Genomic DNA, 13,462 nt, shown 5'->3' on the forward strand with positions numbered 1-13,462 from the left:
CCTAATTAGGCTTTTTTTGAAAAAACATTTTGCAGTTTTCTACATCATCTTCAAAGATTTCATTTTCATTATTATTATCAATATAACGCAATGGCTTTAAAAATTCAAAATATGCTTCTTCATATTTGTTAGGAACCATATCAATATCTAATAAAATAACTTTATGCAATTTGGGAGTTGCTTTATTTGCATCTTTATTAATTAAACAAAGTCCATGGTATTCAATATTCTTAATAACAACATTAACAAAATAAATTCCGCTTCTTAATCTAATTAATTTTTGAGGATATTCAAAATAAAAATGTTCAATATTAGTAATAAAACTATATTTTTCAATCAACAATGTGTTAAGGGCTTCAATATTACCTTCATTAATAAATTCCCTTATTAAAGATGAAGAAATTTTTTTACCATTAATTTTTCGTTCAGAAGCTAAAGCAACATTAAAGTGTTTTTTTAATAAACCAAGATTACCAGTTTTATTAAATCCAAAAGCATAATCAATACCACAAACAACATATTGAACATTCATTTTCTTTAAAATTTCAATAAATTCTTTAGCACTTATATTTCTAAATTTTTCGTTAAAATCAATTATATAAACTTGTTCAAAACCATAATTTGCCAAAGTATATAGACGTGGTTTTAATTGAAAAGCCTTATCTTCTTTAATAATTCCTTTAATATGTGGTTCTTTAAATAAAGAAAAAGCCAAAACTGCATCGGGGTGTTGAATTTTTAAACTATTTGCTTGTTTAATTAATTCTAAATGCCCAATATGCAAGGTTTCAAAAGAACCAAGACATAAAATAACTGGCTTTTCACTACTTTCTATCAATTCAGTGTTAAAGTTCAAAAGTTTCATAAACTAATTTTACTATTAAAATAATTTAACAAATAAAAAATAAAAAAGAAAGAATAGGAAACTTTCCTATTCTTGTTTTGGTTATTCAGTAATGTTGTACACCTTGTAAACAACTGATTTTAAAGTATCCATTGGTAAAGCACTGTTTCTTAATAGAATATCAAAGAATTTCTTGATTTCACCATGTTCAATAGGTTTACCATTTTCAGTTGTTGTAGCTTCAATAAATTGTTTTCTATTGAAACCTAATTTGTTTTGAACTTTCTTGTATAGGTCTAACATAACTTCTTTACCTGAGTTGTAAGCAGTTGCTTGTCCTGGTAATGATAGATATCTTCTTGATTCTGAGTTTATATCACCAATACCTAAAGCTGAATTTGCTTTCATAAATTCTCTTACTTGTTTAATTGAAGCACCAGCAGGCAAATCTGATTTTCCTTGAACACCAATTCCATGGTAGCTAGTGTCTAATGCTAAACGCATATTTCTTAATTGAGCTTCATTTAATGCTCCAAAGTATTGAAGCATGTTTGCTAATTTAACAGCTTTTTTAGCATGTTCTTTTTCATCACTAATTTCATTTACTGATGAAACTTGTTTTCAGTAAACTCCACCATGTAGCTCTTTAATTTGTTTAATCATTTCAGGTGTAATATCTGCATCATTTGTTGAAGTAAAGAAGCTAGTAATACCTTTTGATAAACTAAAGTCTTTTGGCATTGCATAATAATCAGTGCTTTCATAATCAGGAGTTCCATAGAATCCATTTTCAATTCCAAATCATTCCATGAATAATGCTCATCCTTCAACATATGAAGTATAATCAAATACTGAACCTAAGTTTTGTCCATCAATTTTTGCTAAATATAATTCAGCATATTTAATTTGGTTGTGGTGTCCCATCATTGATTCATGGTTAGCAAATGATGTAACTGATCATTTTGGCAATGAGTAATAAGGGTCAGCATTAAAGAAGAAATTCTTAACACTTCCATTATAAGCTCCTACCCCTTCATTAGTTCTATTTGCATATTCATATGTATCAATTCCATAATCTGGAACTGTTTTTCCAAAGAATTTTGCTCCATATGCTTGAGTTGTAGCTTTAAATTGGTTATATCATTTAAATGATTCTAAAGCTCCATAATAGAATTGATCATTTGTAATTCCGTTATATTTAGTTTCATCACCTTTTAAAGGATCATATCCCAATTTAGTTAGACTAGCTCTAGCTGCAACCATACCTGGAGTTTGATCATTTAATAATGATTCTTTTAATTCATTAGTATAGAATGATTTATCTTCTCTACCAAAGAAGAATTCTTCAGAATTTAATCATTTATTAAATTCACCTAAATTGATTGTTCCATCACTTGAACGAATTGTAACTTTTAAATCTTGAACTTCATCTGGACCTGGACCATCAGCATCATATTTAATAGTTGGTGCTCATTCACCTGATTCGCCTTTAATTAATTTAGATACTTCTGTAGCGATTTTCTTCATATTTTCAGCTGCGCCTTTGGCTGAAGAATAACCCTTTTGGTAAACTTCATCAGGAGTTAGTTCTGAAGTTGTAACCATTTTTAGATATTGATTATATACATCTTTTCCTGTTAATTGTCCTTCAGTTCCTGGCATATAACCAATACCGACTTGGTTTTGATTTAAGTCTTTTTCAGTAAATCCTAAACCATAAACCTTTTCATATCTACCATTTTTTAGAACTTCAATGGTTTGTTCTTTTTCATCAAGAGTATTTTGTTTAAATACTTTTAGTTCTGTTAAGTTTTCACCTAGACCATAGGTTGAAGCATTATAATATTCAGTTACATAGTATTTAAAGAAAGCATTTTTTGCCTTTAAATCTTCAGTATTATTTGGAGCTGAATCAATTAGAGCTACTAAGGTTTTTTCAGTTTCTTCTCCATTTAAGAAATCTTGTAATTGTTTATTATAAACTCTCTTCATTATTAAATTAATGTTTGCTTTTAGTCATACTTTAGAAGGAACTAAATGCAAAGTAACAGCTTCTTTTAAAGTACTTAATCATTGATTTCATCTGTTAGCTTTTCAGTTACTTCTACCACTTATTGTTCCATAAAATGAATTTCCAGCATAAGCATTTGATGGACCTCAATTGAATGATGATAGTAAGTAACGTGAACCTTTTGTACGATTTCCTTTATCAATTTCTCAATTGTATTTTAATCCTTTGGCTCATGCCAATGAATCTTCAGTAAGGTTAGCTGAATTGATTAAATCAATTTTCCCAATGTATTTATCAATTGCTTTAACAATTTTAGCTTCTTCTTCCTTAGTTGGAGCAGGGTTATATTGATCGATTGATTCTTTATTTAATTCTTCTTCAAATTTTGAATTTAAGGAAATAATGTAAGCAGCAGTGATAGATTTATCTCTATCTGTTCCTTCACCGCCCTTAGCTATTGTTTCACGTTTTTCAAATAATTCATCACTTAAGGTTTGAATGCTTGCTTCTAAATTAGAAATTTCTGTTGCTTTTGAATCAGCATCAGATGATTTCTTTAATTCTTCTAATTGACTTTCTTTAGTTTTCAATTCTGAAGCTTTTGAAGCAATTTCAATTCTTAATTCTTCAATTTTATTTTTTTCTAACTCTTTGTTAGGATCTGGTTTTGGTTCTGGTTTTGGATCTGGTTTTGGATCTGGTTTTGGTTCTGGTTTTGGTTTATTTTTATCACATGCAGAAGCAATCACAGGCACTGATAAAAGTGGTGTTATTGCCCCTAAAATCCCTAAAATAATTTTTGATTTTTTGGTCATAGAAAACCTCTTTTTATGTTTTGAAAATGTAAATTTATTTTGATGTCGTTTGCTTATAAAGAATTTATAAGCATAATACATTTTAAGTTTTTCTATTTTTTCAAAAAAAAAAAAAAAGAAAAATATGATTTTTGAATTTTTTTTATACTTCTAAGTTATTTTTTTTTGTTTTTATAAATTAATAAGAAAAAACCGGAATTATCCGGTCTTTTTTTAATCTTCATCAATGATAACTTTTCCACCACGTGCTTTAATAATATCATCAGCTAAATTACGAGGTAGTTTTTCATAATGATCGAATCACATTTGGTAAGTTCCTCTACCTGTAGTCATTGATCTTAGTTCTGTTGCATAACCAAACATTTCACTTAAAGGAATGTATGCTTTAATAACATGTGCTCCATCATTTCTTGTTTCGTTATCTCTAACTTGTCCTCTTCTTCTAGAAATATCACCCATAACATCACCAAAGAAATCTTCAGGAGTTACAACAGCGACATCCATAATTGGTTCTAGTAAAACAGTTCCAAGCATTTCTCTACCTTTGGTTAGAGATTTAGAAGCAGCAATTTTATAAGCTAATTCAGAACTATCGACTTCATGGTATGAACCATCAAATAAAGTGGCTTTAACGTCAATCATTGGATATCCAGCAAGAATACCAATATCCATTTTTTCTCTCAATCCTTTTTCGATTGATTTGATGTATTCTTTAGGGATTTTTCCACCAACAATTTTATCGATGAATTCAAATCCACCATCTGGGTTTGGTTCGTATTTAATTCATACGTGTCCGTATTGACCTTTTCCACCAGATTGTTTCTTGTGAATACCTTCAACTTCAGCTGATTTAGTAATAGTTTCACGGTATGAAACTTGAGGTGCTCCAACATTAACTTGAACATTGAATTCTCTTTTTAGTCTATCAACAATGATATCCAAATGTAATTCACCCATACCAGCAATAATGGTTTGACCTGTTTCTTCATCAGTATAGTATTTAAAAGTAGGGTCTTCTGCTGATAATCTTTGTAATGCTAGAGATAGTTTTTCTGAAGCATCTTTTGTAGCTGGTTCAACAGCTTGAGAAATAACTGGTTCTGGGAAGTTCATATTTTCTAAAGTAATATCTTTGTGTTTTTCATCAATCAAAGTATCTCCAGTGGTAGTTGCTTTTAAACCAACTGCAGCAGCAATATCTCCAGCTCTTACTTCATCAATATCAACTCTTGAGTTAGCGTGCATTAATAAAATACGTCCAACTCTTTCTTTTTGGTTTTTAGTAGAGTTCATTACATATGAACCTTTATTTAAAATTCCAGAATAAACTCTAAAGAATGTTAAGTTACCAACATATTGGTCGTTCATAACTTTGAAAGCTAAAGCTGAGAAGAATTCATCATCACTTGCAGGAATTCCGATTTCTTCTTTTTCTTCTTCATTAGAACCTTTATATGCTTTCATTGGAGGGATATCAACTGGGCTAGGTAGATAATCTACAACAGCATCCAACATTAATTTAACCCCTTTGTTCTTAAATGATGTTCCACAAACAACTGGGAAGAATGTAGAAGTTAAGGTAGCTTTTCTAATAGCAGCTTTTAAAATAGTAGCTGAAACTTCTTTTTCTTCTAACATTAAGTTCATAATTTCTTCATCATAATCTGCTAATGATTCAGCTAATGATAAACGCATTAAAATTGCTTCTTCTTTTAAATCGGCAGGAATTTCAATTTCTTTTGCATTTTCTTCTGGGTTTCCATCATATTGATAAGCTTTCATTTCAACCAAATCAATGATTCCATTGAAATTTGATTCAGATCCAATATTTAATTGGATTGCATGAGCATTAGCTCCCAATAATTTCTTTAAAGATTCACATGAAGCTTTAAAATTAGCCCCAGCTTTGTCCATTTTATTTACATAAACAATTCTTGGAACATGATAATTTGAAGCTTGTCTTCAAACAGTTTCTGTTTGGGGTTCAACACCACTTTGAGCATCTAAAACAGCTACAGCACCGTCTAAAACTCTTAATGAACGTTCAACTTCAATAGTAAAGTCAACGTGTCCTGGGGTGTCAATAATATTTAATCTTTTACCTTTTCAATAAGCTGTTGTAGCAGCTGAAGTAATAGTGATTCCTCTTTCTTGTTCTTGAACCATTCAGTCCATTTGGCTAGCACCATCATGAGTTTCACCAATTTTGTGGATTTTTCCAGTGTGGAATAAAACTCTTTCTGTGGTTGTGGTTTTACCAGCATCAATATGCGCCATTATCCCGATATTACGGTAATCTTCAATTTTATATTCTCTAGACATAATCTCAACCAACCTGTATTATCATCTAAAATGAGCAAATGCTTTGTTTGATTCTGCCATTTTGTGAGTATCTTCACGTTTCTTGATTGCTCCACCAACTTTATTTGAAGCATCAATAATTTCATTTGCTAATTTTTCTTCCATGGTTTTTTCATTTCTTAATCTTGCATATTGAATAAGTCATCTTAGAGCTAAAGTTTGTTTTCTTCTAGCACTAACTTCACAAGGAACTTGGTAGTTTGAACCACCAACTCTTCTTGATCTTACTTCTAATTGAGGACTAATGTTTTCTAACGCTACATTAAAAACGTCAATTGCTTCTTTTCCGGTTTTGGTCTTAATAATTTCAAAAGCATTGTATAGGATACTTTCAGCAACTGATTTTTTACCATCAAGCATAATTCCATTAATTAATTTAGTAATAATTTTTGAATTAAAAACTGGATCTGCTAATACATCTCTAACAGGTGTTTTTTGTTTTCTTGACATAATATTTCCTTTCTAATTCTTTAATTAAGCTTTAGGTTTTTTGGTTCCGTAAACAGAACGTCCTTGTTTTCTATTTGAAACACCAGCTGCATCTTGTGTACCTCTAACAATAGTATATCTAACCCCTGGTAAGTCTTTTACTTTACCGCCACGGATTAATACTACTGAGTGTTCTTGTAAGTTGTGACCTTCTCCTGGAATATAAGCTGTTACTTCTTGACCATTTGATAATCTAACACGAGCATATTTACGAATAGCTGAGTTAGGTTTTTTAGGTGTCATTGTAGCAACCCTAGTACATACACCACGTTTGAATGGACTAGGAATTTTATTTTCTTTTTTCTTTAAAGAGTTATACATCATCCCTAAAGCAGGAGCTTTAGATTTTGTTGTTTTATCTTTACGACCTTTAGTAATTAGTTGACTAATTGTAGGCATAATAATTCCTTTCTTAAAAATTTATTAAAATGTTTGGTATTTTTGCTTATTAAAAATACTTGATTATTATACTACAACTTATCCGGTGTTCTATATTTTTTTTAATTTTTTTGTGACAAATAAAAAATAAGCGTCTAAAAACGCCTAATTTTATTTATTTGAATAGAATTTTTGGATTAATTTTTCTTTATAAATTTTTAAAAAGTCTTTTAATTGTAATTCTAAAGAAGTAACACCGTTATCGAATGTGTAATTAATTGCACTATTAGGATTATAAAATAAATCCTCAATATCAACATCTCGATAAGTTAATCATGAATTTTTTTGTACATTTGCATAAATTGGGTCTTGTACACGAATTGTTTCTAAATATTCTTCATAACGTTTATTTAATTCTTTTTGAGACATATTTTTTTCTAATTGGTTGGTCTCTTTAATAATTAATGCTTTATTATCAGCTTTTTCCATTCATCTGATCTCTTTTTCAAGATTGCTTAATTCACGTTCTTGGTTTTCTTGTTGTTTTTGCCTAATAAATTCTTCTTGTTCTAATTTAATTTGTTCTTGGGCCTGTTGTCTTTCAATTGATTCTAAAGTTTCTTCAAATAAATTAATTTTAAAAATTTGATCTAAATAAGTTTTATATTGATTAACAATTGGCTGATTTAATAATTTATTGTATTCATAAACAAATTTAGCAATAACTCTTGTGCCTAATTTGTTGTCTTGTTCATTTTTCTTAATATCAATTTTAATCATATCAACTACATTTGCATAATTTTGGTTTAAAGTTTGTTTAATTGAATGCAATTCTTGTTCAACTTCTTTGGTTGAATGTTTGTATTGAGCATCCTTAAACTCTTTTAAATAAATAATCAAAAGAGATATACCAAAAGCCAATAAAAGTATTACATTAGCTATTAAAACTGCTAAAAAGCCAATAGCATAGGGGTTATTAATTCCATTGACATTATTGGGGTTTTTTAGATTTTTAATTAAAACAATAGGTAAGGCAATGATTTGAGCAACATTTAATAATAATGTTAATAAAAGATTATAAAATGATCCACTTTTAAGATTAAATCCTTGTACATACGGAATAACTAATTCATTTGCTAAAACTTCTTTAGTTTTAATAACACTTCTTTTAAAATTTATTAAAAATTTGGTTACTAAAAATAAAGTTAGTACAAATAAAATGATAAAGACAATAGAAATCGAAGTTTGATTTAAAGTTTTATCTGAATTATTAGCATTAGTTTCTGCTGTTAATTGAATTAAAGAACTATCCATGACTATTCTTTATCCTCTTGATTTTGATCTGCTTTTTCATTTTGTTTTGAAATAACGTTTGCTTCTTCAGTTTTAGCAAAAGATGCAGCAATTTTACTAATTAGTTCTTCTCTTTTTAAATCTTCTGCTCCATAAATATTTAATCTTTTTGCCATTTCTACTAATTTTTCATCACTTAAAACTTTTAATTTTTCCACATAATTAATTTCGTCACTATTTTTTAAATCTTCTTGATTAGCTGCCATTACAACTGGTTCATCTTCAGACTTAGGTTCAGCTGAAGTATTAGTTTCTGAATTATTATTCATTTGTCCGCCACCAAAAAAGGTGTTAAAGATATCATTAATACCAGATTTATTCATTGCAAGTTCATATTCTAATCTTCTGAATTGAGCAACAATTCTTTTGAATAAAACAAACCCCACTAAATAACCAACAACAAAAACTAATGTGCCTAAAATGTTTAAGATATTGTGGGTCCATTTAAAACTTTCAAAAAAAGTAATTGGATTTCATAATAAGTTGAAAAATGACATTAAAACTGGAATGAAAAATAAAATATTCATAAAGAATGCCATAAATCTTGATGATTTAGCATAATTTTTAGCTTTTTGAATTTTGATTATGTCAACTATAAATCAAATAAACATAGTCAAATAAGCTAATACAATAATTGAAAAGATACTTGCAGTTTTTAATATAAATGATTTTCAATTTGCATCAAATTGAGCTTGGTTAAAATTATTATTTTTCACAGCTTCTTGAAAAATAGTTGTTTTAATAACTTCTAATTGTACAACAAAAGTAATTAATGAAGAAAGATATAATAAAATTGATACCGCTAATAAAACTATAAAGATAATTGATCATTTTAAATAATGTTTTTTATTGTTAGCTTCAAACATTTCTTCACATGAAGTATATGCCGGGCTTGTATTTGAATTTAATTCTGGATTCATTTCAACCTCCTTTTAAAAAATTATAAATTAATTTAAAAAATTAATTAGAATTTGAAATCTCATTCAGCATTTCTTTTGGCAAATCGATTTCAAAATGTTGGTTTTTATTATTATTATCAATAAAATCTAATTCTTTAGCATGTAATCGTTGATTAAATTCATCAACTTTTTTATTGTAAATAGGATCTCCATAAACTGGGTGATTAATATATTTTAAATGCACTCTAATTTGATGGGTTCTTCCAGTTTTTAAATAACATTTAATAAGAGTTTTGTCTTGATTTTGAATTTTTAAATATTTAACAACTTCAATAGTTGTAAAGGCGTTTTTAGCATTTTTATCTGTTACAGTGTATTTTTGGCGATTTTTAGGATCTCTTCCAATTGGTAAATCCAAATGCATTATTTTATTTTCAATAATGCCATCTACAATGGCATAATATGTTCTTTTGATTTCATGAGTCTTTAATAAGTTAGCAAAATAATTATGAGTTTTGTTGTTTTTAGCAACAATTAAAAGACCACTAGTATCTTTATCAATCCGGTGTAAAATGCCTAAACGTAATAAACCGTTTACATTACTTAAATTGTTTTTAAAATGATACATTAAAGCATTAACCAAGGTATTTTCTTTATGACCAGGAGCCGGATGAACTACCATTCCTGATGGTTTGTTGATAATTAAATAATCTTCATTTTCAAAAACAATATCTAAATCAATTGCTTGTTCTTGAACTTTTATTTGTTTTTCAATAACTTTTATGACTTCGATTTCATCATTTTCTTTGACAACAAATTTATTTTTATTGATTTTAATCCCATTTACAAAAACAGCTCCTTGTTTAATTAATTCTTGAATATCATTTCTTGAGATTTCTGAATTATTAGCAATGTATTTGTCAATTCTTTCACTATATCTAACTTCTATTTTTAACATAAAGTTAATTATAACAAATTTATATATAATATGAATATGGCAATTTATGAAATTAAAAAATCCAAATTCATCAGTTTTTTATTTGATATCAATAAAAAAGAAGATATCAAAAGCTTATATGAACACCTAAAAAAACAACATCCTAAAGCAAAGCATATAGTTTATGCTTATTTGCTTCATCAAGATAACGTTATTTCTGGTGGGTATTCTGATGATAAAGAACCAAAAGGAGTAGCTGGAATCCCTTTATTTAAATTGCTAGAAAACAAAAATATTCAAAATAAAGCAATTTTTATTGTTAGATATTTTGGTGGTATAGAATTAGGAAAATCAAATCTATTAAGAGCATATTTGCATACTGCTAAATTAGTATTAAATGAAGTATAAAAATGAGGGCAATTTAAAAGCCTCTCATTTTTTTTATTCTTGTAATTGTTTGTTTGCTTGATTTAATTCATTTTCAACAATTTTTTGTTGTTTCTTTTGTTTATTTAATCAAATAATTGTGGCAAAGAATTGAATTCCAAAAATTATACTTGAAATAATTTGTCAAGTTAATCCACCAATTGATGCACTATCATGTGATGAAGCAATTAATAAACTAAAGTTTAAAATTCAATTAGCATTGTTAAATAAATATAACAATGGCATGTATGGGGTTACTCCACTGAAATCATTGTTTTTGAAGTTTTGAATAATTTGTGGTAAGAAAGCCAATGTGGTAAAAGAAGGGGCAATAAAACCAAAGATTTTTGTTCCAGTTTCGCCAAAATCAGCTTTTAATATTACATTAGTTGCTCTTAAAACAAAGACTACAAATAATATTAAAGAAGAAAAAATGACTAATAATATTGGGATTAATATAAGTTTTTTGGTCTTAGTTTGAACTTTTGGATGATAATAATAAACAAAATAAACGGTAGCTGAATAAAACATAATACATACAAAGTTTGCTACAAATATATAAGGTTTAGCAGTAATATCGCCTGATTGAAATGTTCCAAAAATAATTCAAACTAATAATCCTAAATAGAATACTCAAAAAGAAACGAAGTTAACATCACCAGTTTTTTTAACTTTTAATTGGTGAATTAGTTGTGGTAAACCTAATCCGATTGTGCAAATCGCGCCGAGTATTCCAAATACTTGAATTGCTATTTCCATAATGTTGTATATTATACAAAATTACAACCTAAAAAGTTGTTTTTTACTTTAAAAAAAGTAATGATTTAAAAAATAAAATAAAAAAACACCAAAAGGTGTTAGTCATTTCTGAAATGGTGGCTCCGGCAGGAATCGAACCAGCGACACACGGAGCTTCAGTCCGTTGCTCTACCAACTGAGCTACAGAGCCAATAATGGCGGTCCAGACGGGAATTGAACCCGCGATCTCTTCCGTGACAGGGAAGCGTATTAAACCACTTTACCACTGGACCGTGGTTGCGGAGATTGGATTCGAACCAATGACCTTTGGGTTATGAGCCCAACGAGCTGCCGACTGCTCTACTCCGCTATATGGCGGGCAATGAGGGATTTGAACCCCCGCGGGCCGTGAAGCCCCTGGCAGTTTTCAAGACTGCTCCCTTCAGCCACTTGGGTAATTGCCCCTTGGTGGACCCAACAGGACTCGAACCTGTAACCGACCGGTTATGAGCCGGTTGCTCTAACCATTGAGCTATGGGTCCGAAGCCCGTTAGGCTCTAAACATATGGTAGCACCGAAGAGAGTCGAACTCTTGACCTTCCGGGTATGAACCGGACGCTCTAACCAACTGAGCTACAGTGCCATAATGGTGGAGAGGAAGGGACTCGAACCCTCTACCTCCTGCGTGCAAGGCAGGCGCTCTAGCCAGGTGAGCTACCCCCCCATTAAATGGTGAAGAAGACAGGATTTGAACCTGCGACCACTTGGTCCCAAACCAAGCGCTCTACCAAGCTGAGCTACTTCTCCACAGCAACAAATTCAATTGCCTTAATATTATAATAAAAAAAATTAAATTATTTGAAAAAAATAAAAATCTTTTTTGATTAAAAATCCTCTTCATTTCAAGTAAATTCATAATCCTTAATTTTTATTGTATCCCCGTTTGCAACTCCGCTATTTCTTATTAAATCAAAAACCCCTAACCCTTTTAATTTAGCATTCAATCTTCATAAATTGTCTAAAGTTATTACCGGAATTCTTTCATAAACCTTAATTACATCTTCACCAGTTATTTCTCAAGTATCATTATTTAATTTATGAATTTTAATTGGGTCTGATTTGAAAGTAATAGTAACAATGTCTTGTTTTTCTTCAACAAGTGGATTTGTTTTAATTTTTTCTAATTGAGTTCAAATAGCTTTTTTAATTGCATCTAAATTTTCTTCTAATAAAGCTGAATATTTAATTAATTTAATTTTGGGATACGCCTTTTTAAAAGCTTTAACATGATCTTCATAAGCATCTAAATCAGATTTATTAGCAACAATCACTTGAGGTAATTTTTCTAATTTTAAATTATATGATTTCAATTCATTATTAATGATTTCAAAATCTTCAATTGGATTTTTAGTAGATGTTCCAAAATCGATGATGTGAGCAATAACTTTGCATCTTTCAATATGTTTTAAAAATTGAATTCCTAAACCTTTTCCTTCTGAAGCGTTTTCAATTAAACCAGGTAAATCAGCTGCTACAAAAGTTTTATCATAATATTTAACCATTCCCAACTGTGGAACTAGAGTTGTAAAATCATAATCAGCAATTTTGGGCTTAGCATTACTAATTTGTGAAAGAATAGTGCTTTTTCCTGCACTAGGTTTACCAACAAAACCAACATCTGCTAAAACTTTTAAAACTAGATGTAAATCTCTTTTTTCACCAGGCAGACCATTTTCACAAATTCTTGGAGCAGTGTTTCTTGATGATTTAAATTTTAGATTTCCTTTTCCACCTTTTCCACCTTTAGCAATTAAGTATTTTTGTTCATCAACAACATCAGCTAATAATTGATCATTAAAATACACCATTGTTCCTAATGGTACTTTAATAATTAAATCCTCAGCATTTGCACCATAGGCATTTTTGGTTTTTCCGTTTTCACCGTTTTTGGCAATAATTTTATTTTGATAATAAAATGGTAATAAAGTGTTTTGACCAGGATCTCCTTGGAAATAAATACTTCCGCCATCGCCACCATCACCACCATCCGGTCCACCTTTATCAACGTGTGCTTCTCTTCTAAAACTAATAATTCCATCGCCACCTTTACCGGCTTGCACAAAAATCTTTACTTCATCAATAAATTTCATAATTTTTAATTTTATCAAAATATTTAAAAAATTATGTTTTATCAAAATCAAGAATAAAAAA

Annotated in this window: 11 protein-coding genes and 8 tRNA genes; 1 reads left to right on the top strand and 18 read right to left on the bottom strand. The window is 29.3% G+C overall.

The window, feature by feature from the left end:
* Nucleotide 1 precedes the first annotated feature (1 nt).
* The 8 genes from T401_RS0101240 to T401_RS0101275 form a co-directional block, all read right to left on the bottom strand.
* Nucleotides 2-865: an FAD synthase gene (locus tag T401_RS0101240; RefSeq protein WP_033178687.1), complete on the bottom strand. Its 864-nt coding sequence runs from the start codon at nucleotides 863-865 to the stop codon at nucleotides 2-4.
* Nucleotides 866-946: 81 nt separating this feature from the next.
* Entirely contained in the window at nucleotides 947-3,670 is a 2,724-nt protein-coding gene (locus T401_RS0101245) for a DUF885 family protein (RefSeq protein WP_033178688.1), read from the bottom strand.
* A 213-nt stretch (nucleotides 3,671-3,883) separates the two neighbouring features.
* A complete protein-coding gene (gene fusA, locus T401_RS0101250; RefSeq protein WP_033178689.1) occupies nucleotides 3,884-5,992 on the bottom strand; it encodes an elongation factor G in 2,109 nt (702 codons plus the stop codon).
* Nucleotides 5,993-6,010: 18 nt separating this feature from the next.
* Nucleotides 6,011-6,481, bottom strand: coding sequence for a 30S ribosomal protein S7 (rpsG, locus tag T401_RS0101255; protein WP_033178690.1), 471 nt, complete (start codon nucleotides 6,479-6,481; stop codon nucleotides 6,011-6,013).
* Nucleotides 6,482-6,505: 24 nt separating this feature from the next.
* Nucleotides 6,506-6,919 (bottom strand): 30S ribosomal protein S12, encoded by a 414-nt coding sequence (gene rpsL, locus T401_RS0101260; protein ID WP_033178691.1) that lies wholly within the window; start codon nucleotides 6,917-6,919, stop codon nucleotides 6,506-6,508.
* 150 nt (nucleotides 6,920-7,069) lie between these two features.
* Nucleotides 7,070-8,212 carry a hypothetical protein gene (locus tag T401_RS0101265; RefSeq protein ID WP_052169644.1) on the bottom strand — a complete coding sequence of 381 codons (1,143 nt, stop codon included), beginning with the start codon at nucleotides 8,210-8,212 and terminating at the stop codon, nucleotides 7,070-7,072.
* A gap of 2 nt (nucleotides 8,213-8,214) precedes the next feature.
* The gene (locus tag T401_RS06640; protein ID WP_033178692.1) at nucleotides 8,215-9,171 is read right to left on the bottom strand and encodes a hypothetical protein; all 957 of its coding nucleotides are present in this window, start codon (nucleotides 9,169-9,171) and stop codon (nucleotides 8,215-8,217) included.
* 40 nt (nucleotides 9,172-9,211) lie between these two features.
* The gene (locus T401_RS0101275; RefSeq protein ID WP_033178693.1) at nucleotides 9,212-10,108 is read right to left on the bottom strand and encodes an RluA family pseudouridine synthase; all 897 of its coding nucleotides are present in this window, start codon (nucleotides 10,106-10,108) and stop codon (nucleotides 9,212-9,214) included.
* A 36-nt stretch (nucleotides 10,109-10,144) separates the two neighbouring features.
* On the opposite strand from T401_RS0101275, the gene T401_RS0101280 reads away from it, so the two are divergent.
* Complete coding sequence (locus T401_RS0101280) at nucleotides 10,145-10,495, top strand: YigZ family protein (RefSeq protein WP_084274541.1); 351 nt, start codon at nucleotides 10,145-10,147, stop codon at nucleotides 10,493-10,495.
* A 33-nt stretch (nucleotides 10,496-10,528) separates the two neighbouring features.
* Here the strand turns inward: T401_RS0101280 and T401_RS0101285 are convergent, their stop codons facing one another.
* From T401_RS0101285 to obgE, 10 genes are all read right to left on the bottom strand, one after another.
* A complete protein-coding gene (locus T401_RS0101285) occupies nucleotides 10,529-11,272 on the bottom strand; it encodes a PQ-loop domain-containing transporter (RefSeq protein WP_052169645.1) in 744 nt (247 codons plus the stop codon).
* Between the two features lie 114 nt (nucleotides 11,273-11,386).
* Nucleotides 11,387-11,462 (bottom strand) — tRNA-Phe (locus tag T401_RS0101290).
* Between the two features lie 5 nt (nucleotides 11,463-11,467).
* Nucleotides 11,468-11,544, bottom strand: a tRNA-Asp gene (locus T401_RS0101295).
* Nucleotide 11,545: 1 nt separating this feature from the next.
* Nucleotides 11,546-11,621: transfer RNA gene (locus T401_RS0101300), tRNA-Met, on the bottom strand.
* A gap of 3 nt (nucleotides 11,622-11,624) precedes the next feature.
* Nucleotides 11,625-11,715 (bottom strand) — tRNA-Ser (locus T401_RS0101305).
* Between the two features lie 2 nt (nucleotides 11,716-11,717).
* Nucleotides 11,718-11,793 (bottom strand) — tRNA-Ile (locus T401_RS0101310).
* A gap of 24 nt (nucleotides 11,794-11,817) precedes the next feature.
* A tRNA-Met gene (locus tag T401_RS0101315) sits at nucleotides 11,818-11,894 on the bottom strand.
* Nucleotides 11,895-11,898: 4 nt separating this feature from the next.
* Nucleotides 11,899-11,975: transfer RNA gene (locus T401_RS0101320), tRNA-Ala, on the bottom strand.
* 6 nt (nucleotides 11,976-11,981) lie between these two features.
* A tRNA-Pro gene (locus T401_RS0101325) sits at nucleotides 11,982-12,058 on the bottom strand.
* Nucleotides 12,059-12,135: 77 nt separating this feature from the next.
* The gene (obgE, locus tag T401_RS0101330) at nucleotides 12,136-13,401 is read right to left on the bottom strand and encodes a GTPase ObgE (RefSeq protein ID WP_084274548.1); all 1,266 of its coding nucleotides are present in this window, start codon (nucleotides 13,399-13,401) and stop codon (nucleotides 12,136-12,138) included.
* Nucleotides 13,402-13,462: the final 61 nt, after the last annotated feature.

Source organism: Mycoplasma anseris ATCC 49234 (genome assembly GCF_000702805.1).
Lineage (GTDB): Bacteria > Bacillota_I > Bacilli_A > Mycoplasmatales > Metamycoplasmataceae > Metamycoplasma > Metamycoplasma anseris.